Origin of the sequence: uncultured Veillonella sp., from assembly GCF_963551295.1 — a bacterium.
In the GTDB taxonomy this organism is placed as follows: domain Bacteria; phylum Bacillota; class Negativicutes; order Veillonellales; family Veillonellaceae; genus Veillonella.
This window is the reverse complement of the sequence record NZ_CAUVFT010000013.1, coordinates 38,718-60,027: the sequence shown is the minus strand read 5'-3', so window position 1 is coordinate 60,027 and position 21,310 is coordinate 38,718. Positions and strand designations below refer to the sequence as shown.

Annotated in this window: 19 protein-coding genes, 1 tRNA gene and 1 pseudogene; 1 reads left to right on the top strand and 20 read right to left on the bottom strand. The window is 39.4% G+C overall.

Annotated elements, in window-relative coordinates; genetic code table 11:
- The 3 genes and pseudogenes from RYO55_RS05230 to RYO55_RS05220 form a co-directional block, all read right to left on the bottom strand.
- Positions 1-383, bottom strand: a pseudogene (locus tag RYO55_RS05230) (DUF805 domain-containing protein); the annotation flags it as partial.
- A gap of 37 nt (positions 384-420) precedes the next feature.
- The gene (locus RYO55_RS05225) at positions 421-1,233 is read right to left on the bottom strand and encodes a hypothetical protein (RefSeq protein WP_314984477.1); all 813 of its coding nucleotides are present in this window, start codon (positions 1,231-1,233) and stop codon (positions 421-423) included.
- A 122-nt stretch (positions 1,234-1,355) separates the two neighbouring features.
- Positions 1,356-2,285 carry a DUF805 domain-containing protein gene (locus RYO55_RS05220; RefSeq protein WP_314984476.1) on the bottom strand — a complete coding sequence of 310 codons (930 nt, stop codon included), beginning with the start codon at positions 2,283-2,285 and terminating at the stop codon, positions 1,356-1,358.
- A gap of 340 nt (positions 2,286-2,625) precedes the next feature.
- Here RYO55_RS05220 and RYO55_RS05215 point away from each other — a divergent pair, with 340 nt between their 5' ends.
- Positions 2,626-3,804: an MFS transporter gene (locus tag RYO55_RS05215; protein WP_314984475.1), complete on the top strand. Its 1,179-nt coding sequence runs from the start codon at positions 2,626-2,628 to the stop codon at positions 3,802-3,804.
- Positions 3,805-4,017: 213 nt separating this feature from the next.
- Here the strand turns inward: RYO55_RS05215 and dcuC are convergent, their stop codons facing one another.
- The 17 genes from dcuC to queF all read right to left on the bottom strand — a co-directional run bounded on the left by dcuC (position 4,018) and on the right by queF (position 21,289).
- A complete protein-coding gene (gene dcuC / locus RYO55_RS05210; RefSeq protein WP_308521808.1) occupies positions 4,018-5,271 on the bottom strand; it encodes a C4-dicarboxylate transporter DcuC in 1,254 nt (417 codons plus the stop codon).
- A gap of 238 nt (positions 5,272-5,509) precedes the next feature.
- Complete coding sequence (locus RYO55_RS05205) at positions 5,510-6,754, bottom strand: M20 family metallo-hydrolase (protein ID WP_314984474.1); 1,245 nt, start codon at positions 6,752-6,754, stop codon at positions 5,510-5,512.
- 63 nt (positions 6,755-6,817) lie between these two features.
- Complete coding sequence (locus RYO55_RS05200) at positions 6,818-8,113, bottom strand: amidohydrolase (RefSeq protein WP_314984473.1); 1,296 nt, start codon at positions 8,111-8,113, stop codon at positions 6,818-6,820.
- Positions 8,114-8,282: 169 nt separating this feature from the next.
- Positions 8,283-9,227 (bottom strand): EamA family transporter, encoded by a 945-nt coding sequence (locus RYO55_RS05195; protein WP_314984472.1) that lies wholly within the window; start codon positions 9,225-9,227, stop codon positions 8,283-8,285.
- Between the two features lies 1 nt (position 9,228).
- The gene (locus RYO55_RS05190; protein ID WP_314984470.1) at positions 9,229-9,705 is read right to left on the bottom strand and encodes a YhcH/YjgK/YiaL family protein; all 477 of its coding nucleotides are present in this window, start codon (positions 9,703-9,705) and stop codon (positions 9,229-9,231) included.
- Between the two features lie 266 nt (positions 9,706-9,971).
- Entirely contained in the window at positions 9,972-12,038 is a 2,067-nt protein-coding gene (fusA, locus tag RYO55_RS05185) for an elongation factor G (protein WP_295816819.1), read from the bottom strand.
- 116 nt (positions 12,039-12,154) lie between these two features.
- Positions 12,155-13,291 (bottom strand): [FeFe] hydrogenase H-cluster radical SAM maturase HydE, encoded by a 1,137-nt coding sequence (gene hydE / locus RYO55_RS05180; RefSeq protein ID WP_302498215.1) that lies wholly within the window; start codon positions 13,289-13,291, stop codon positions 12,155-12,157.
- On the bottom strand, positions 13,278-14,024 hold the full coding sequence (locus RYO55_RS05175; protein ID WP_314984466.1) for a YaaA family protein: 747 nt from the start codon (positions 14,022-14,024) through the stop codon (positions 13,278-13,280). The genes hydE and RYO55_RS05175 overlap by 14 nt, the downstream gene beginning before the upstream one ends.
- A complete protein-coding gene (locus RYO55_RS05170) occupies positions 14,002-14,604 on the bottom strand; it encodes a hypothetical protein (RefSeq protein ID WP_008603200.1) in 603 nt (200 codons plus the stop codon). The genes RYO55_RS05175 and RYO55_RS05170 overlap by 23 nt, the downstream gene beginning before the upstream one ends.
- A 306-nt stretch (positions 14,605-14,910) precedes the next feature.
- Complete coding sequence (locus tag RYO55_RS05165; RefSeq protein ID WP_278606721.1) at positions 14,911-16,170, bottom strand: Nramp family divalent metal transporter; 1,260 nt, start codon at positions 16,168-16,170, stop codon at positions 14,911-14,913.
- Between the two features lie 19 nt (positions 16,171-16,189).
- Positions 16,190-16,939 carry a hypothetical protein gene (locus RYO55_RS05160; protein WP_314984464.1) on the bottom strand — a complete coding sequence of 250 codons (750 nt, stop codon included), beginning with the start codon at positions 16,937-16,939 and terminating at the stop codon, positions 16,190-16,192.
- Positions 16,940-17,149: 210 nt separating this feature from the next.
- Positions 17,150-17,240, bottom strand: a tRNA-Ser gene (locus RYO55_RS05155).
- A 50-nt stretch (positions 17,241-17,290) separates the two neighbouring features.
- Positions 17,291-17,725 carry a DNA starvation/stationary phase protection protein gene (locus RYO55_RS05150; RefSeq protein WP_021147614.1) on the bottom strand — a complete coding sequence of 145 codons (435 nt, stop codon included), beginning with the start codon at positions 17,723-17,725 and terminating at the stop codon, positions 17,291-17,293.
- A 324-nt stretch (positions 17,726-18,049) separates the two neighbouring features.
- Positions 18,050-18,661, bottom strand: a complete 612-nt coding sequence (gene epsC / locus RYO55_RS05145) for a serine O-acetyltransferase EpsC (protein ID WP_101928662.1) — start codon at positions 18,659-18,661, stop codon at positions 18,050-18,052.
- A 139-nt stretch (positions 18,662-18,800) separates the two neighbouring features.
- Complete coding sequence (gene cysK / locus RYO55_RS05140; RefSeq protein ID WP_314984462.1) at positions 18,801-19,715, bottom strand: cysteine synthase A; 915 nt, start codon at positions 19,713-19,715, stop codon at positions 18,801-18,803.
- Positions 19,716-19,929: 214 nt separating this feature from the next.
- A complete protein-coding gene (locus tag RYO55_RS05135) occupies positions 19,930-20,790 on the bottom strand; it encodes a hypothetical protein (RefSeq protein WP_314984461.1) in 861 nt (286 codons plus the stop codon).
- 1 nt (position 20,791) lies between these two features.
- Positions 20,792-21,289 carry a preQ(1) synthase gene (gene queF / locus RYO55_RS05130; RefSeq protein ID WP_004697960.1) on the bottom strand — a complete coding sequence of 166 codons (498 nt, stop codon included), beginning with the start codon at positions 21,287-21,289 and terminating at the stop codon, positions 20,792-20,794.
- Between the last annotated feature and the right edge of the window lie 21 nt (positions 21,290-21,310).

The following is a 21,310-nucleotide window of genomic DNA, read 5'->3' as shown; positions in this document are numbered from 1 at the left end:
AAAATAGCTTTTCCGTAAGAAAGGTCAAAATGCTTTCCACCCAATAATATCAATAATAAAAGCACAGTAATTATGATATTCACCCAATTAAATTGCACTTTTTTATAATAATTCAAACTAGCATAATTTGTAAAAGCTACAAAAAGAACATAAATGGTTGTGCCTACATAATATATAATGTTATAAATTTCTTGAGTATATACTATCTCCGGAAGAGTGGATAAAATAAAGATATTTATTCCTATACCAATAAACACCAATAAGTTTATAGAAAGGTATGTCTGTATATTGACTGTAAATGATCTAATTGTTTTTAAACGTTGAACTAATATTAATAATTCAAGCTTAAATTTTATTAATTCAGAATATAATAATTGTCTCATCATTCTTCATCTTATGGTAAGTATTGTAATATATGCACTAATTGGAAATATTATAACTTCGCAAACATGATACTCTTGTTCTTTCATTGATAATCAATACAACTAAATAAGAAAAGTGCTTATCATGTATTAACACAGCGCCAAAACAAGATTCATTATCAACATAAACTTTTTTCAGCTTATTTCGGGTATTACTTAAACTAGTTAGAATTAAAATAGATTCATCTATGGCAATAAAATAATCACCATCCATATCAAATCGATACCATTTCCTATATTCCATAGGAAATTTACGAATAAGACTATTATGCTGATATATCTCAATATCCTCCTCATATACTATCCATTTATTATCTATAAAGCCAATACTATTTACACCTTTAATTTCACTTTCCCAATTCTTATATAAAGTGAGTTCATCAGAAGAAGATAGTCTATCAATAGCTGTAAAACTTAAATTATTATCGACAAAGTCCCAGTGTATCATAAGAGAATTGGCAAATAGGCTAATAGACTCTGATTTAAATACAGAAAAATACAAAATATAAATGCATTCACTCTCAAAATTATACTTTATGAACTGTGAATAATGTCTATTTAAATCAATGTACCATAATCCTGCTTCTAAATGGAGTACAATTCTATTATTTTCAGAATCTACAAAACTATTTACAATTATAACCTTTGTATTATCTAGTGTATAAGAGTCAGCATACTCTAATAGAGGAGTATAAATTATTACTCCTCTATAATCATCATTAACGATAACATAGTCTTGTGTCCTATTAATAAAATATAAATCATTTTGTTTAAGTGCAAATTTTATTTCATTTACTAAATTAATCTCCATAACACCTCTCCCATCAACATCATTTATCTCTTAAATTACAATAAGTAATGCGACAAAATAAGTTGTTTTTTTATCTCTTATTTATATATATCAAATGGTATTTTAAACCCAAGACATTTCATTTAGTCATCCATATGCCAAGATTTTTTAAACAAAAGATGATAGCTGACAAAGATATTAATATACGGAATAAAAAGGCCAATAATCCATAACCCGCTTAATAGAGAATCGTGAAGTCTACGTATACCTAATGTAATCATTGCAATGGTTGGCCATATTTGGATAACCATAAAACCCCAATGTGGTATATAAAGAGGTATACCCAGCTGAGCAATTAATGAAACTACGGCAATAGCCATATACATAATGACATCCATGAAAATGCGAGTTCCTACAAGACCAACCCAAAAGGCTGATACGGAAGATCTTCCTTTAATATCAAAGAGCTTAGCAAATAAAACATCCCATATACAACCACACACATAGTCGAATGTACCAACATCTTTTTCTTCACTAACGGTGGAGCTTCTATCGTAGGCAATAATATAGTTATTATATTTATCCCGTCCTTCATCTAAGCCATACTCATTAGAATCTAGCACACTAAGAGGCAGGGCAAAACAAGCTAAGACGAAATACTGCCAAAAGAAACCATCCCAATAAAAACTTTCATTTACAATAGTTTCGAATATAGCTTCCCAACTAAAATTCATCCCCCAATACATCCATAAACTTAGGTATGCTATAGGAACCAAAATCATATACCATAAGGATGCCCCACAATCATTTAGTCTACGTTTAAGCAAAAAAATAGTTGCAATTACATGTATAATCTGTAGGCATCCAAAATAAATATAAGACAAATACTGACTATCTTGAAGTGAACTACCTTGGATAAGCACTACCAATAAACCAAACATAAGATAGGCTAAAAATTTGCTAACCATTACACCAAGCACAGCCCACAAATATGCTAATCGGCCTATACGTTGATTCACTCGTAGCATTTCTATATTTTGTTTAAATAGTGAAAGTTCATTATCTAACCACATTAAAATAATTCTCTCTATACGCTCAAAATAATTTTTAATCTACTTTATTCTAATATAAATATATGTATATTAAAATATCAACACTATGAGTCCAGAATATTTATATTGTTTTCCTTTAAACACTAATAGTATACTGAAATTACATATGTTATCAGTTCCCACTGATTATTTTGTGGAAAAGAGAGCCTAAGTTTTATTTTATCCATCAACTACTGGATTCAAGATACCAGTGCAAACGACAAACTTCCTGACTTAATATTGGGGATGAAGTCAAAAAGATATAGAATTACTATTTTTCTGGTACTATAAATTGTACTAAGACTAGTGAAGGAGAGATACTTTGGAAACGTGGAAACGTACGGTATATATCAGTTTAATATGTGTATTCTGTACATCCTTTGGGGTGAGCCAATTAGCACCTATTCTCCCTCTATATTTTCATGATTTAGGAGTTCAAACGCCATCGGCTATGTCTCTCTGGTCAGGTTTAGCTACAGGTGCAACGTATTTGATTGTTTGCTTAGTCGCACCATTTTGGGGTCGAATAGCAGACAAAAAAGGTCGGAAAATTACATTAATCCGTTCAAGTTTTGGTATGGCCTTATGTAATCTATTAATCGCCTTTCAGACAATACCAGAAGGAGTTGTTCTCATACGTCTCATTCAAGGCCTTGTTAGTGGCTTTTATAGTGCAACTATTACACTTATAGCCTCTGAAACGCCTATTGATCGCACTGGATGGGCTTTAGGTTTATTAGCATCTGCGAATCTAGCAGGCTCACTAATTGGACCTCTGATTGGTGGCTATTTAGCAGATAGTATTGGCATACGAAACGACTTTATCCTTGTAGGCATTCTAATGGGTATATCAGGTGTACTAGCTACCGTATTTATTCACGAAAATTACAAACCTAAAGCAACTGTAGAAAAATTAACGCTTTCAAAGTTAAAAGAAAAAATACCAGAATTCAACAGCATTGTAGCATTATGTATTGCATCCTTTATCTATGCTATATGCATCATGTCCTTACAACCTGTTATCTCCGTATATATTAAAGGTATTGTTCCGAGCAACACAGAAAATCTAGCATTCATTTCCGGCGCTGTGTTCTCAGCGATGGGCATTGCTCAATTGATAAGTAGTTCACCTCTCGGTAAATTAGTTGATAAAATTGGTCCTCGCAAGGTATTAGTCGTATCTCTTATCTATGTAGGCTTATTCAATATTCCTCAAGCTTATGTTACTGATGTTTACCAATTAGCACTCATTCGATTTTTACAAGGCTTCGGCCTAGGTGGTATGTTACCGGCATTAAATACCTACCTTTCTTCAAAAACACCTCGAGAATTTACGGGACAAGTATTCTCCTACAACCAATCATGTTTATTTCTTGGTTATTTCTTAGGCGCTGTTGGTGGTGCAAGCTTAATGGCTTGGCTAGGTTTTACTACCTTATTCTGGGCAAGTGGCTGCTTATTTATAATTTCTGCTCTTTGGATTGGCTTAAAACTCAAATAATAACGATACATAAAAGAAAACCCTTCTATAGCTGATTATTAAGATTATATTCTCACGAATATGACATATCTAATCAGTATACAGAAGGGTTTTTATTCTGTGTAATTATGATATTAATATAATTGTAATGTTGATATAATTATAATTTCAATATAACGATCATATTGAACTCACTATAATAACTATACTTTCAAATATATAACCGGTTTAAGACTATAATAACAATAGCATAATGACTACAGTCGCAATAATACAAGGCACGGCATTGCGTTTCGCCATTTCCATAGGGTTGATACCTGCAAGTCCTGCAATGATGATACCTGCTCCTGCTACTGGGCTCATACTACGGCCGATACCAGCACCGATTTGAGCCATGGATCCAAGTTGCATAATACCATAACCAAAGTCTGCTGCATGAGGTGTGACAGCACCATTAAAGGCAAGAGCTGCCGCATTACCAGAACCAGAAATAACCGCCAATAAGAACGGACCAAAGGCTGCCCCGATTTGGGCGATTTGTTGAGAGTTCTTCATTCCATCAATAAGGGCACTTGTAAGTCCAATGAGTTGCATCCCTGCTGTAAAGCATGCTGCTGCAGCCATAAGGCCCACTACATCACACATACCGTCACCAGTACCGCGGAAGAACTTCTTAACAGCGTCTGTCACATTAGGACGAACTGCAACGATACCAATGGCAGTACCGATGAGCATAGATACAGGAACGGAGATTTCTGGAATCACCGCTACTTGTTTACTACCTAATACAAGTAATACAAGAGGAATAATTGGAATGATTGCATAGAAATAATTTACTTTGAACTCTTTGCCTTCCTTTACAGTGTTGTTTTTCATTACATATCCTGTATGTTCCTTCTTAACAATGGCCACAATATTGAGCAAAATAGCAGCCACTACGATACCAATAATGGCTTGCATGGAGAAGCTCGCAATAACTGTCATTACGTCTACGCCCGCCAGTTGTGCCACTTGAGGGTTAAACATAAGGCCTGGGCTCAAGGAGCTCCCCCATGTGCCTAAGAAGATAGCAGAACCGGCCATCGCTGGGTGCACACCAGAACGAATTAGAGCCGGAATCAATAGCGCACCTACGGCAGCGGCACAACCTGCCGCTGTTGGCAATGCAATATTAATTAAGAATGTAATAATAACAGCACCTGGGATGATAATTTTAGTCATCTTTTTAAGCCCTGCGGAAATGAAATACACCATATGCTCCGTACATTTTGTATATTCCATAACGTAGCTAAAGCCAAGTACCGTACAGATAGTCGGTACAAGACCTGGATTTGTAAGTTCTTTTACAAAGGCTGTCGTACCAGCTCCAAGGTTGCCCCCAATAAAGCACATCAATAAGCCCGATAATAATAAAACGAGCCGCGTTTCAAACTGTTTAATAATAGCGATAAACGTTGCTACTACGATAACAATACCTGTAATAACCATAACTCTCCTATCCGTGTACATATGATGCAAGATAGCTATATCCCCTCTATAAACACTTTACATCCAATACACAACTAACAACACTAAATACAAAATACAATAGTCCTATCTATATCTTACACCTAATAGGCCTAACTATAGTAAAAGTAATCACTTAATTATATTCAGTATAATCATATAACTATATAACTACTTATCTACATAACTACATAACTACATAACTACATAAAGAAGTATATTAAACAAGCTTCGTTTCTTCCAAGCTAAGTTTCCTGAGCACCTTGTCAAGCACCGCTGCACCCGTTACGATATCATCCATTTCAGCAAATTCTGCAGGATTATGACTGATGCCATCACGACATGGAATAAAAATCATTCCCGTAGGAACTGCCTCCGCCCAATGCATCGCGTCATGACCGGCACCGCTCGGCATAGTCATATATTCTACACCTACAGACTTAACAGCCTCTTCGATTTCTCGAATCATCGCAGGGTGCATAGCTACTGGATGGTCTTGTGCAATAGGCTCAATCGTATAAGATAATCCCCGTTTGTCTGCAGTAATATCGATAAATTCCTTAACAAGAGTGACTACAGAATTGCGAGCTACCTTAGATATGCTGCGAATATCTACGCCTAGTTTCACAGCTCCAGGAATGACATTCATCGCCCCTGGCGTAACCTCCACAACACCGACAGTTCCCACCACGGGTGGTTCCTCTTGCATGGATGCAATCTCCTCGATGCCGAGGATGATTTTTGAGGCTCCACATAGGGCATCATGACGCAAGTTCATCGGCGTAGCACCACTATGATCGGCATTGCCCCGAATGGTCACATAGAATCGCTCTGGCGCTGCAATACCAGTCACAATGCCAATCGTTTTCTGTTCGTGCTCCAGTACCTTTCCTTGTTCTATATGAATTTCTGTGAAAGACTTTACAGGTCGTTTATATTCCATTGCTTCAATCCCATCGGGATTTAAGTTGCAACCTTTCAATGCTTCGTATAAGGAAATTCCTTGTTTATCTACCAATCGGTGTAAGTCTTGTAATCTTAATTCACCACGCATGGCCTTACTACCTAGTGTAGCATCCCCAAAGCGACTGGACTCTTCGCACATGAAGGATACCACAGCGATAGTATGGTCATGTTCATAACCATCGTCAGTCATGCTACGAATTACTTCAAGGGCAGATAACACGCCCACCACACCATCGTAATTGCCTCCATTGGGTACGCTATCTGTATGAGACCCTACCATGACAACTGGTAAATCTGGTTTTTTACCAATCTTATAGCCAATGACATTACCAAAATCGTCTATTTCAACGGATAAACCCGCATCAATCATGCGATCTATAATATATTGACGCCCCTTCCAGTCTGCATCGGTGAAAGCAAGACGATTAATGCCCTCACCAGGTACTGTCAATTGGGCCATAGCATCAAAATCTTTAACTAATCGCTCTCGTTGAATCATATAACACCTCACAATCGAATACGTCAATTACCGACAAACCATATGGTGGCTAGTCAGTAAATCTTATTTTAAATAGTGAGCCGCAATAGTACCTAGTGCGACGATACCATTTAGCATATCTTCTTCATCGATATCAAAGAGCGGATTGTGATGTGGCGCTTTAATAGCAGAACCTACTACCATGTAGGTCGCTCTACCGCCGCGATCAATGACACGGTTCAAGAAGTACGCACAATCTTCACTACCGCCACCGCTGTAATCAAATGGAACCTCTTTAAAAATACCAAGTGGCTCCACGATAGCTTGTACTTCATGAGCTAAATCATCGCTGATGCGACCTGCAGGAGTTTCACCTTGTTTTGTGATTTCAAAGGTACAATCATGCATTTCTGCAGCACCTTTAATAATAGTCTTCGACCGTTCAATCATGTAATCATTGATTTCTGTCGTAGCACCACGAGTTTCTAGTTTAAGCACCGCCACATCAGGCGTTACATTGCGGCCTGTACCGCTTTCAAAAACACCTACATTCATGCGAGAAGCCCCTTGACTATGACGAGCGATAGCTTGTAAGTTGAGAACCGCTGTACAGCCGGCGAGCATTGCATTTTGTGCCTTTTCAGGGGAGCCACCAGCATGAGCAGAATAACCGTGGAATACCGCATCAAGTTTTGTAGTGGCTAAGAAGCCATGATCGCTACACGCAAAACAATTGGATAGATTTTCATTAAACCCAATATGCATGCCGAACATCAAATCTACATCATCCACAACGCCCGCTTCCGCCATCGCTTTAGCACCGCGCACGCCTTCCTCTGCAGGTTGGAAAATGAGTTTAATAGTTCCTTTGAATTCATCCTTGTGCGCAGCCAAATATTCAGCTAGGCCTAGCCCCATCGTCATATGTGCATCATGACCGCAAGCGTGCATCGCCTTATCATGACAAGAACGGAAGCCTTCCTTTGTGGGTACATGGTTATCCTCTTTAGCTTCAATGACATCGTTGGAGTCCATGTCTACACGAAATGCTACTACGGGACCTTCGCCACCAAATTTCATAGTTGCAACGATAGCCGTTTTACCATAGCCCATCTTTTCTACAAGTTCAGGATTAGCACCTTCTTCGATGGCGCGATCCATAGCGGCTTTCATAACCTCATCGCTAGGCAAGCCCATGCGAGAATCTAAATCGAGTACATCTGCGCCTAACGCCACATCATAGCCCAAAGAAATAAGCGTATCCGCCACTTTCGCAGCAGATCGATACTCAAGCCAAGCAGGCTCAGGGTACATATGAAAGTCGCGACGCATAGCGATTAACGCATCACGTCGTTGTTGCACAAAATCTTTTACAGACATAAATACCTCCTTAACAAACTAATAATCACGTATACATTTACTATATGAATTGATATGTAAATAGTCAACTAAATAGCACATGTATACAGTATCTAAAATATACTGTATGTTATAACAAAAAACACATATACCACGAAATGATTTCTGTGATATATGTGTTCTTATCGATTTATTCTAATATTGTTTTATTCAGTTTTGCCAGTACTTCTCGTTTAATAGTTCGTTGTCTATCCCAAGCGATGATAACAACGGTAGCAATAATCATAGCCATACCAATTAGTCCTAATAGACTAAATTCATTTCCTAAAAAAGCCCATCCAAAGAAAGCCGCCGAAATAGGTTCAATAGATGACAAAATAGATCCTGGTACGGCCCCAATTCGTTTAACCCCTTCTAAATAGGCATTGAAAGATACTATCGTCCCGAGAAATATGACATTAAAACAACCAATAACAGTCCATACGTCCCACACTGCATATGAGTTCGGTTGATGAAATAATATAGCGGCTACAATACCGCTAATGAGCATCCCGAAGCCTACAATAGGTAAGGTACCATATTTGTAGAGTAAATCAACAGGAGAAATGCTATATATGGCTACACCGACAGCAGATAAAAGACCCCATACGAGAACCATTAGAGGGAAGCTTTCAATAGAAAGGCCATCATCATTGCCCATTAAACAAATGGTCCCCACTAAAGCAAGTATAACAGAAACAATCTCGCCCTTAGACGGTCGTTTACCATAGCGAGCTAGCAGGTAAATAATAATCATAGATGGCGCCAGATATTGTAATACCGTTGCAATGCCAGCTCCCGCTAAAGCAATGGATCTGAAGTATGTATATTGACATAAGGCCATGCCAAATACGCCAAAAGCAATGAGTCCTAGCGTATCCTTTACACTATGAAATACATTAAAGATAGAATTTCCAAATCTAAACCATGCATAAATAACAGTTAGTAAACCTGCTGTAATCAATCGCATAGTTACTAGCCATTCCAAATTCATATTTCTGAAATTGCTTAAGAACTGTACGGATGCACCTGATACACCCCATAAAACAGCCCCCAATAGGGTTATAATAACACCAATAACTTCATATTGTTTCATACTACTCACCGAGCAAGGACACGTGTACTTTCACAACCACCTTACGGATTTTGATAGGTTTATCGTTTACAGCAAGCAAGGGCCGATGAACATCAGACGGGAAGAATACAGTGTAGTACCCTTCTGGGCAATGGATTTGCCCTTCATCAACAGCTTCATTAGGATAGAAATAGCAATCTCGATCCGGATAGGACTCCACAGGTTTTACCATGCCTTTATCTACGAAAAAGCCCATGTTTTCCTCGCCGCTCACCATAAATTGAATATCTACATAATTACGATGCGATTCCGGTTTTGTAGCTTCAAATAGTTTTGTTTCTACATCGTCTACGTTGGCGTACATCATGTCGCCCTCAATGGCATGACGCCCCCCAGGCAAAGCTTTCAAATCTGTATGTTTCAAGAAATCTAAAGCGCGCACGATGGCTTTAGGATAGCCCATTTTTGTATAATCTGCGGTAATACTTGAGAAAAACATATGCAATCCTTTCACAATATCTATGGATATGGCACCACAATAAACCAGTTATATTACCTTTTATGTTAGCACATATATACATAAAGAACTAGCTATTCTCTTATGTAAAAGCCCTCCATACGCTACATATATGGAGGGCTTCAGTAAAATACTATTCAAATTTATGACTTTCGTCAATCATTACACTATGAAATTGTTACATTATGCAATTGTCTATTCAGTTGTGAAGATTCAAACTGTATTAAATACAGCATGTGGCCATTACTTTATTCTTGAGTTTTATGAGCAGCGATAATTTCTTCCGCTTGCTTATGTGGAACCTCTTCATAGGTATAGAACTGACGGTTAAATACGCCTTGTCCTTGTGTGATAGAGCGCAATGCAGTCACATAATCGGCCATTTCAGCCAATGGTACTTGTGCTTTAACAACAGAAATACCTGTTCTTTCACTTTGTTCCATGCCCAATACACGACCTCGACGACTATTCAAATCACCCATGATGTCGCCCATGAAAGCATCTGGTGCAAACACGTTAACTTCATAGATTGGTTCTAATAGGACTGGTTTCGCCTTAGGAATCACATCCTTGATAGCCTGTGACGTAGCTACTTTAAATGCTAACTCTGAGGAGTCTACGCTGTGGTAAGATCCATCCAAGAGTGTCACTTGCACGCCAATCATAGGATATCCTGCAATTAGGCCTTTATCTAGGGTTTCTTTGGCACCCTTTTCCACTGCTGGTATGTATTGTTTAGGTACAGCACCACCAAAAATTTTGTCTACGAATGCAAATTCGCTACCATCATATAATGGATCCACTTGAATCTTAACGTGACCATATTGACCATGACCGCCACTTTGTTTCTTATATTTAGACTCGGTTTCAGCAGAGCCTTTGATAGTTTCGCGGTATGGAATATATGGAGTCACAAGTTTAGCTTGTACGCCGTATTTACGGTCCATTTTGTTGAGGATATGCTCAAGATGTACCTCGCCCATACAATCAATTTGTAATTGGCGAGCTTCAGCATTTTTCACTACTACGCAAGTAGGATCTTCTTCTGCCACTTTAAGAACAGCACTCGCTAATTTTTCCTCCTCACCTTTTTTCACTGGCTCCATAGCCACAGTGTATAGAGGTTGAGGGAAACGGATAGCATCGTATGTCACTTTAAAGTCAGGAGCCGTTAATGTATCGCCGGTCTTAGCATTAGCCAATTTCGGTATCACTACGATATCGCCAGCTTTTGCAGCAGATACAGGGATTTGTTGCTTCCCAATAAGGGTAACCATCTTGCCCCATTTTTCTTCTACACCTTGGTTCACATCAAAGAGACGATCCCCTTCTTTCAGTTCACCAGAGAAGATACGTACAAAGCTTTGTTTGCCTGCGAATGGGTCTAACAATGTTTTAAATACGAATGCAGTTAATGGTTTATCTACATGTACAACACATTGTTCGCCGGTTTCCGCATCAGTTGCGGTCATCACTTTTTTAGTTGCATCCGGCATGTAACGGATCATACGATCCAATACTTGATCTAAGCCAATACGAGATGTGGCACTGCCACACATGATTGGGCACACACGGCCACTAATCATCCCTTCACGCAAGCCTTGGCGGATTTCCTCTAAGGATAATTCTTCGCCTTCTAAATATTTTTCCAACAACTCATCGCTACCTTCAGCCGCGGCTTCTACGGTCATTTCCCGAATTTCTTGAGCCTTTTCGATAAGGTGAGCTGGTACAGCGACCTCTGTTGGTTGGCCGTCCTTATAAGTAAACGCAGTCATTTTTGCTACGTCTACAACGCCTTCAAAATCGGCGCCTTCACCGATAGGAATCTGCAACGGCATGATACCTTTGCCAAATAATTCCCGCATTCTTTCAATAGTACCGAAGAAATCAGCACCATCGACATCCATTTTATTGATAAATGCCATGCGAGGCATTTGTAATTCAACTGCATAATCCCATGCGCGAACTGTGTCAGTTTCTACACCAGATGTGGAGGATAGCACCATCAACATGCCATCACAGGCACGCAAAGCGGCACGAACTTCGCCATGGAATTCATTATAGCCTGGAGTGTCTATGAAGTTAACCTTATGGTCATGCCACTCACATGGCGCCATGCCCAATTGAATAGTTACATTACGTTTAATTTCTTCCGGTTCAAAGTCCATAATATGTTTATTATCTTGACCTTTACCTACGAAATCAACCGCACCAGAAGTTAACAACAAGGATTCAACAAGAGCTGTTTTACCCGCACCATCGTGGGAAACAACAGCAACGTTTCTAATTTTATCACTACTGTACTCTTTCATTGGAATCGCCTCCTTACTGGCAAATTACGGCTTTTGCTAATACACTTCGACACTACAATAGAAAAATCCTCTTTTTCTGAGAAAAATTTCTCCAAAAAGAGGATTATATAATAATACTAAAATTCTCCCGTCCGTTTGCCGTAGTGTTTAGAGTCCCCATTTTGTTTCCAACCCACGGTATCACCGATGGACATTACGCGGCGTGTCAAGCAGTCTTTACATTGTTCTGCATTGTCGTCTACGCATGGCTTGTTATCATATAGCAAATATTTTGCACGGTGTTCAGGAATGGTGATGATAGGCATAAGGATATTCGCCCCTGCGGCTAAACCTTTTTCACGGCCTAGCTTATCGAGCGCTTGTAATGCAGTAGTAGCTGCGATATTTACGTCTTTCAAGAATAAACGAGTCAACGCAATCATCTTGAGCCCCAGTTGAACACGGCGTAATTTACCTGCTTCGTCATCGATACCCATCGCCAATGCTTCTTGACCTAGAGGCGTATCGTGATGCACCACATAAGGCCCCATGCCGATCATGTCGATATCCATGTCGCGATAGAACAAGATATCGTTCACAAGATCTTCCTCAGTTTGACCAGGTAGGCCAATCATAACGCCTGTGCCAACTTGAAAGCCTACGCGGCGCAAGCGGCGTAAGCATTCTACGCGCGTTTCAAAGGAATGGAGTTCATCACGAGGATGAATTTTATGGTATAAATCTGTATTAGTTGTTTCAATTCGCAGTAAATAACGACTCGCACCGGCTTCACGCATGCGGCGGTACGCCTCTTCGCTTTGTTCTCCTACACACATCGTTATGCCAAGAGAACCATCACCAATGGCTTTAATGTCGCGAATTAAATCCACAACATAGTCTACAAAGGCATCATCACAGCGTTCACCAGATTGGAGCGTAATGGAGCCATATTCATGATCGTACGCCCATTGTGCCATCTTGATGATGTCTTCACGATTCATATCAAAGCGTTCCGCCTTGTCATTTTCACGACGGATACCGCAGTAATTACAATTCTTAATGCATCGGTTCGAGAACTCGATGAGGCCACGATAATACGCTACAGGCTTTACGTATTTTGCCTTTACTTCGTAGGCCTTTTTATATATTAACTGCAACTGTTCTTCATCAGTTACAGACATGAGAAATCTTAGTTCCTCCTCGGTCAGCCATTCATCGCCGACAAGGTCTTTTGCAAGAATGTCTTGCACTTGCAAACAATCACTTCCTTTCATAACGAATCGTCATCGATTCGCTTGGTATGGTAACGGATTCAATGTCAGTAACACAGGTAAATCCATTGATTTCGCGCGGCAAGTCCCGCACATGTTTCACTTGTCGTGTTAAACATTCGTGAGCCATCACACCTCGACTCATTTTGGAGGACGTACTCATCTGCTTAAACGTGTCGCCCTGTAATTCCCAAAATTCAATGGTTACCACCTTTGGATGGTTCACCATTTTTGCATATTCTTTAGATGCTAGGTTTAGGATCCAATCTTCCTTGTGAAAGTATGCATCCACTGCTTCACGCCATATATCGTATAAATTAACGCCTACCTTATCAACCATATCGAGTCGATAGTCGCGCACACCCATATTAGGTTCAACGACACCGTACAACGCGGACATCACAACAAGATGGCTTTCACCAAAGAACTTGGCCTCATCAGACAAGTTTTGCCAGTCTAAATATTTGAAAGCAATGCCATCGTAGCTTTCACAGGCGCGACCTACGGGATGAGCCTCAAAGTCCTGGTAAAAATCAAAGACAGCCTGTGCCTTATCAGACTTTAGCTTTAGCGCCTTTCCAAGAGCTGCTACATCAAGAGATTGTACATGAGTTATAATCTTTTTCGTGATGTTCGGCTGAAATTGGCTGTCTCGGACTGCATGATGTACTGCCTCATCATTTCTAGCAACATCGGCAATCGTTTTTGTCTTACTAGGAGAGAGGACGATTTTCATGAGATAATTCCGCCTTAATAGATTCCTCTGTCAAATTATCGATCAATTCTGGGTTCCACAACATGAGAGGCACCGCCACTACGTGGCTTGCTTTCAATTCTTTACATAATTTAATGCATTCTTTGAGATAATTAGAATCTTCATCTACAAGGTCGCATACGATAACCACGTGACGCCCTTTAAGGTTTACACCTTCATAATCGATACTTTCAGCAGATACTGTAAGCATGCCTGTTTCCAAGCGGCCTTCGCTCATGTCGTTCAAACGAGACATCAATACATGCTCAAGCATAGTAGATACAGGTGTCACTACGCGGCCTATGCCGATAAGAGCCTCAGGTTGTGCATGAACGATAACCGTTTTCTTGCGTTTATCCGTTCTGAACTCAATAAGAGCTTTTTCTAAAGCGCCAAAAAATACGAATAACTGCCAAGGATCAAAAGAGCCTGTTTGGAACATATCGATAACAGAACCATCCTCATCCATATTGAGGCGCGTCAATAACTCTTCAGCAATGTCGTTAACCACAACACTAAAATCAGATTGTATTGTCTCTTGCACTTTGATTTCCTTTGCCATTAGGGCCTCCTAGTTTTCCATATATCACACTGCTAAGGAATATCCCCAACAGATATTATATTAATCTTAATTATACTATCTTTAATTGTACCATATTTTATACCCCTCTTGGGTATTCAAAGATACGCTTTTCACATAATAGATACGTTAGCAACATGACAAAAGGACCGCCATAGCGGTCCTTTGCATTTTAATTTTGTATTCTAATGTTGTACTCTAATATTATACTCTAATATTGTACTCTAATGCTGTATTGTAATTATGATTTTATAATAAACCTTTTGGTAACTAACAAAGAATGTTCTATTAGCCTACAATCAATAAGTAGATATTCATGATCGTAACGATAATACCTATGCTCCATAAGAGAATATTTGTAAATTTACGGTTTGCATATTCTCCCATGACCTTGCGGCTACTTGTCATGTAAAGTTGCAAGAAGATGGTGATTGGTAATTGCAAGCTCAAGAACATTTGAGAGAACAATAATGCTTGGAAGGAATCTGTAATAAACACGATCAACAATAATGCTGGAACATATGTTAGTGCCAAGCCTAATCGCGTATGGAAGTCTTTCATATCGTAAGACTCGCCGAACATTCCTGCAAAGATACTTGCCCCCGCCATACCTGCCGTAGCAGATGAGGCAAAACCTGCAAATAACAATGCTATTGCAAAAATAATACCCGCTGCGGGTCCAATGAGTGGTCGCAACAACTCCTCAGCCTGTTCAAGCTCTGTTACTTCAATACCATGAGCAAAGAAGACAGCCGCCGCCAATATAATCATGGCAGAGTTAATCATCCACCCAATCCCCATAGATAACAAAGTATCGAGGAATTCATAGCGCAACTGCCGTTTCATAATCGCTGGGTCTTGTGTATTAAACTGGCGACTTTGGATGATTTCAGAGTGTAAAAACAAGTTATGAGGCATAATTACGGCCCCTAATATACTCAAAATAACAAGCATCGATGTATTAGGAATATTAGGATCAACCCAACCGATACCAGCCGCTGCCCAATCTACGTTGACCATATTTACCTCAACGAGGTACGCCAATGCGATGAGGGATACAAAGCCAGCAATGATTCGCTCTAATTTACGATAGGAGTTCGTAATGAGCATGACCGTACAGATAAGAGCCGTCAAAATGCTGCCTATCAAGATAGGAATACCAAAGAGCATCTTCAAGGCGATAGCGGCGCCAATAAACTCAGCCAAGGCCGTCGCTGCCGCCGCAATTCCTGCCGTGCTAAGCACAAAGCGAGATGCATAACGCGGTAAGAATTCATAGGCACATTCCGACAAGCATTGACCGCGTACAATGCCTAAATGTGCCACATTATGCTGTAATAAAATGAGCATAATCGTAGATAGTGTGACTACCCACAGTAATTCATAACCGTAACTGGCGCCAGCTGCCAAGTTGGCGGCCCAGTTTCCCGGGTCGATAAATCCAACGGTTACGATTATACCAGGTCCTATATATTTAAAGACCTCACTTACCTGCTGCTTACCGTTTTGATGGGCAGTAAACAACTGTTTCTTAAAAAAATCAATCATTATAACCCCTTACTAAGAGTTATAGAGTGAACGTCATCTCCGTCTGCATACGAGCATCTGTTTTGGACTTTTTATCCTTGGAATCAGTGTAACGAATACGCACTTCATTATTTACCTTAATGCGAGAATCATCAATTTTGAATTTCTTCATTTTTTCTTTGATTTGTTCATCTGTTAAAGCGCGTTCTTCCGGTTTCGCTACTTCATCACCAGCCTTATCAAGAGCCTCTTGTTGATCCTTGGATACTTGATACGTCTTACCAGATTTTCTAGCCTTTTCAGCACGCTTTTCATCTAGTTTTTGGCGGCGCTCATCAGTAGCTTTTTTATCGCGAGCAATACGGTAATCCATTACATCACGCATATTTTCTTGGTAAATACGCAATGCATATTCCCGATCATTATCGTTCATTTGCTCACGTTTTGTGACTACCTCATCGATAAGTGGCATAAGCTCATTCTTTGTGTAGCTAGCACCATCAAAAGTAAATCCGTGGGTATCTGTAATAGCACCATGTTTAATGAGCCTTTGTAACGCTGTATACGTCCAATCATTAGGCGTAATAACATCTGAGTTTACATGCTGTTGCCCTTTACTAGAACTACTAACAGTCTCTACATCAGCACTTACGCCATCCACCATAGGACGTGCACTTGGAATGGCAATACTTTCAGCATGACTAAAGCCAACAGACGCAAAGAGGCATAATGTGCCAATGCCTAACGCTCGACGTATACGATTCATTTGACGTGTATGTTTTGTATTCATAAGAGTCTCCTTAAAATTACATTTTATACAATCTATTATATGAAACCCCTAGACATACGTCAACTCTATACCCTTACACACCTGTGTCATTCAATACTAATAAGGCCTTGGACTCACTCGAATCCTCATAAATTAGGCCTATATAAATAATATAATAAATTAATATATTATACAAAAAGACCTCACATCGGGTGATGTAAGGTCTTTACATGGCGGAGGATTAGGGATTCGAACCCTAGCGACGGTAACCCGCCCTAACGATTTAGCAAACCGTCCTCTTCAGCCTCTTGAGTAATCCTCCATGCTTTACTGAGTAATCATATCATACCTAATAAAGCATTGTCAATTGTCTTATTTCAACATGGATTCGATGAACCAGATTTGTTTTACATAGTATGCAACGTGATCTTCCATCATGTTCACGAGCAAGAAATCATCTTCTTCATCAGCTGCTGCACGAATCGCTACAGCTTGATCTTTCATGTATTTGAAATCTTTAAGAAGAATATCGATTACCTTTGCTTGAGGGATATCTTCTTGACCAAGTTCTTCGATTTTAGTCAATTTTGCGTATTCTGCAGAATTTACCAATGGGAATTGACCTTGCATTTTTACATGTTCTGCTACTGCATCAAAATATTCAAATGCTTCATCATAGATGGATTCCAAGTATTCATGGATGGATTTGAATTGCGGACCAGTTACATTGAAGTGTAAATTATGTAATTTTACATTCCACACGGAAAGATCTGCTAAATATTGATTTACTTGTTGTACGTTTTTCATAATAATACTCCTTTTATCATTTAATTCTCAATTACAGTTCATTCTAAAAGCAGAACAAACTCAGTTGGCTTATATGCCATCAATTCGTTTATTTAATTTATAATCAATATTGATTATGTTTATATTCTACCAATAATGATTTTCCATGTCAATATATGAACAAATATTTTCATATAAAATTTCAATGAAATTTATCTGTCTTGTACAAAACATAACGTCACAACAACAATAAACCCAAGATCTTACAACAATAGATCCTTTTATCAATCAAAAAACCTCTAACTACTAGTTAATCTAATAGTTAGAGGTTTATATAGTTCTATATTAAATATAGTATTCTATGTAATTATCAGGAATCTTCTTTTCCTCTGCTTGTGCAGCAGTTGCATTGCGACTAGGTTTACGAACATACATATTTTCTGGATCTGTTTCAAAAATTACCATATCCTTAGGAATATCATGTTTGATAACGAGATTACAGCCAATCTTCGTACGCGCCCCAATCGTAATGTCCCCTAAAATCTTTGTACCCGTACCGATGAGTACATCATCTTCAATGGTCGGATGACGCTTTACCTTTTTAGAAGACATCCCACCTAGTGTTACTTGATGGAACAAGGTTACATTATCGCCTACAATAGCCGTTTCACCAATAACAACGCCCATACCGTGGTCGATAAATAAACCACGACCGATTGTTGCACCCGGATGGATTTCGATACCCGTCACATGACGAGAATGTAGTGCTACACGGCGAGCCAAGATTGGCCACCCCGCCTTATATAAACGATGGGCAAAGAAATGCCAGAACAGCGCCGTAATATGCGGATATGTCCATATAACCATCCACACACTTGTGGCAGCTGGGTCAGAATCCATTACGCGCTTAATATTATATTGAATTTTGCCCCATAATTCACGCAAACCTTGCATCATAGTGACTCCATCTCAAATTACTCTACTCTCATTCTACTCATATAATAGATATATATAGTATACAACATGTTTGGTCTATATTCCTATATATAAGGCATTTTATCGATATAAAACTATTAGTTCATCTATTCGAAATCGATTACTTCACGTATTCATTATTGCCGAAGTCCAAGAGGGATAAATATTTCTCTACTCCATCTGGGGCAATCACGACGATATTTGCCTTAGGTAATTCACGAGCCATGCGTTTTGCCACTACAATAGCCGCCCCCGCGGAAAGACCAATAGAGATGCCACTTTCACGCATAAAGGTTTGTACCTCGCTAAAAGCTTCTTCATCACTTACAGTTTGCACGCCATCCATCAATGTTTGATCAAAGTTTTCAGGAATAAACCCAGCCCCAATGCCTTGAATTTTGTGAGGGCCGCCCTTACCTTCGGTAATAGCAGGAGATCCCGTTGGCTCTACAGCAATGGCTTTTAGATTAGAATTATGTTCTTTCAATCGTCTTGTGACGCCTGTGAAAGTACCACCCGTGCCGATACCCGCTACAAATACATCGACATTCGGCACTTGTTCTACAATTTCAGCACCCGTTGTACGGTAATGCATATCTGGGTTTGCAGGGTTTACGAATTGACCCAAGGTAAAAGCATTTGGATACTTCTCTAAAATTTCATTGGCCCGCTCAAGAGCCCCCTTCATACCTGTTTCTTTTGGTGTTAAGATGAGCTGCGCCCCATACGCCTTAATAAGCTCGCGGCGTTCTTTACTCATACTTTCAGGCATGATGATCACTGTTTTAATATGTAAAATAGCGCCTACCATAGCAAGAGCGATTCCCGTATTACCACTTGTGGCTTCTACAATGATGCTATCCTCATGGATGCGACCTTGCTCTTTTGCAGCCTGTAACATACCGAGTACGGCACGGTCTTTTACAGAACCGCCTACATTATATTTTTCAAGCTTTACATAAATATTGGTATTTGGCAATTGATACATCGGTGTTTTACCAATAAGTTCAGTTGTTTGGTTTGTGACTATACTCATCTAATTCTCCCTCTAGCGATAGATGATAAAAATCGCCCTTAGGAACATCCCAAGGACGATATTATATTGCACCTTGTTATTCATCATACACGGGGTATAACCGTTTATGTATTCCAATTAATACAACCATACTCTAACATTTGAATCATTTCATTGTCAAGAGAATGAGAACGACTTTTAAAACCCTAAAAATACAGGAAATAACTAGCTCTATCTATTTTTTTGTAAGTGCATCAAGTACCCCATCCCATGTGATGGGTACCATTATAATGATGAGGGCCAATCCAATAAAGAAAATTGCTCCTACCAAGACTGTTAGACGAGGGATAAGAGATATGGCCATGCTACTAGCTAAGCGCGATACTTTAGTTACATCATGATGTAATGCTACATGGCCCCATAAGAAACCAGCAACTGCATAGGTGATAATGTATGGGTCGAACATGATTAGGGTAGTCATTTCATTATTAACATGCATAATTCGGTTAATACTCGGAGACACTAGTACATTTACAAGTATGGCTAAGATTTTAAACCACACTAGGCACACGATATAAGGCCACATTGTTTTTATCGTCATTCTCAGCATATAAAGCAAGCCCACCAAGCTCGCTCCAAGAGAGCCTCTTTGTCTCCCCATGTACTGCTCCATCCAAGAAGGCTTATGTTTACCTGCATCTACCTGGTCATAATAAAAGGATACATCCCGTTCTCCATGAGCTAAATCAACGAGTCCTAATACTTGAAATAACACAAGCGAAAAGACTAGAATAACGCCTATTTGAAAGCTTTCACTAAAGAACATATCCATCAGATCGAAATCAAGATAACCAATGTTCAAAAGATTACCATATACATCGTGAAACGCAATATATATACCATTCGTTACGAGCACATCTAGCACAAATAGGAGCAACACAAACATGATATATCCGTTCCAGCGAGTCCATTTACTTTGTTCTCTTAAATGAGTGTGAGTCCCTACGATTATTGATGCAGATTGTAAAGACAAGGTCACACCCATCATAAAACAAGTAATAAAGGATGCGACCATTGTTAAATATTCGTATGCCATATTAACGGTATGCTACGCGCTCAGGCTGCATGTCGTGAAAATGAAGGCGCTCTTTTGCAGTCTTTTCCCACTCAGTACCAGGCTTGCCGTAATTTGCGTATGGGTCGATGGACAAACCACCACGCGGCGTGAACTTACCCCACACCTCGATATATTTAGGATCCATCAACTTCACAAGATCTTTCATGATGATATTGATACAGTCCTCGTGAAAGTCCCCATGATTGCGGAAACTAAACAGATACAACTTCAAAGACTTGGACTCTACCATCTTCTTATCTGGCACATAAGAAATATAAATTGTGGCAAAGTCTGGTTGACCTGTCATAGGACACAAACTTGTAAACTCAGGGCAATTAAACTTAACGAAGTAATCATTGTCAGGATGCTTATTATCAAACGCCTCTAACACCTGTGGCGCATAATCAGTAGGATAATCGGTCTTGTGACCTAACATCGTTACCCCTTGTAACTCTTTTTCAGATCTACCGGATGCCATAAGGAACCTCTTTCTATATCT

What these genes read in the sequence shown, in the direction of transcription:
- RYO55_RS05190 (WP_314984470.1), bottom strand. Translation starts at nt 9,705, where the DNA reads ATGTTTTTCTCAAGTATTACCGCAGATTATACAAAAATGGGCTATCCT.
- RYO55_RS05160 (WP_314984464.1), bottom strand. Translation starts at nt 16,939, where the DNA reads ATGAATACAAAACATACACGTCAAATGAATCGTATACGTCGAGCGTTA.
- RYO55_RS05200 (WP_314984473.1), bottom strand. Translation starts at nt 8,113, where the DNA reads ATGTCTGTAAAAGATTTTGTGCAACAACGACGTGATGCGTTAATCGCT.
- RYO55_RS05195 (WP_314984472.1), bottom strand. Translation starts at nt 9,227, where the DNA reads ATGAAACAATATGAAGTTATTGGTGTTATTATAACCCTATTGGGGGCT.
- epsC (WP_101928662.1), bottom strand. Translation starts at nt 18,661, where the DNA reads ATGATGCAAGGTTTGCGTGAATTATGGGGCAAAATTCAATATAATATT.
- RYO55_RS05205 (WP_314984474.1), bottom strand. Translation starts at nt 6,754, where the DNA reads ATGATTCAACGAGAGCGATTAGTTAAAGATTTTGATGCTATGGCCCAA.
- RYO55_RS05165 (WP_278606721.1), bottom strand. Translation starts at nt 16,170, where the DNA reads ATGATTGATTTTTTTAAGAAACAGTTGTTTACTGCCCATCAAAACGGT.
- fusA (WP_295816819.1), bottom strand. Translation starts at nt 12,038, where the DNA reads ATGAAAGAGTACAGTAGTGATAAAATTAGAAACGTTGCTGTTGTTTCC.
- RYO55_RS05170 (WP_008603200.1), bottom strand. Translation starts at nt 14,604, where the DNA reads ATGGCAAAGGAAATCAAAGTGCAAGAGACAATACAATCTGATTTTAGT.
- hydE (WP_302498215.1), bottom strand. Translation starts at nt 13,291, where the DNA reads ATGAAAGGAAGTGATTGTTTGCAAGTGCAAGACATTCTTGCAAAAGAC.
- queF (WP_004697960.1), bottom strand. Translation starts at nt 21,289, where the DNA reads ATGGCATCCGGTAGATCTGAAAAAGAGTTACAAGGGGTAACGATGTTA.
- RYO55_RS05135 (WP_314984461.1), bottom strand. Translation starts at nt 20,790, where the DNA reads ATGGCATACGAATATTTAACAATGGTCGCATCCTTTATTACTTGTTTT.
- RYO55_RS05150 (WP_021147614.1), bottom strand. Translation starts at nt 17,725, where the DNA reads ATGAAAAACGTACAACAAGTAAATCAATATTTAGCAGATCTTTCCGTG.
- cysK (WP_314984462.1), bottom strand. Translation starts at nt 19,715, where the DNA reads ATGAGTATAGTCACAAACCAAACAACTGAACTTATTGGTAAAACACCG.
- RYO55_RS05175 (WP_314984466.1), bottom strand. Translation starts at nt 14,024, where the DNA reads ATGAAAATCGTCCTCTCTCCTAGTAAGACAAAAACGATTGCCGATGTT.
- RYO55_RS05225 (WP_314984477.1), bottom strand. Translation starts at nt 1,233, where the DNA reads ATGGAGATTAATTTAGTAAATGAAATAAAATTTGCACTTAAACAAAAT.
- RYO55_RS05220 (WP_314984476.1), bottom strand. Translation starts at nt 2,285, where the DNA reads ATGTGGTTAGATAATGAACTTTCACTATTTAAACAAAATATAGAAATG.
- dcuC (WP_308521808.1), bottom strand. Translation starts at nt 5,271, where the DNA reads ATGGTTATTACAGGTATTGTTATCGTAGTAGCAACGTTTATCGCTATT.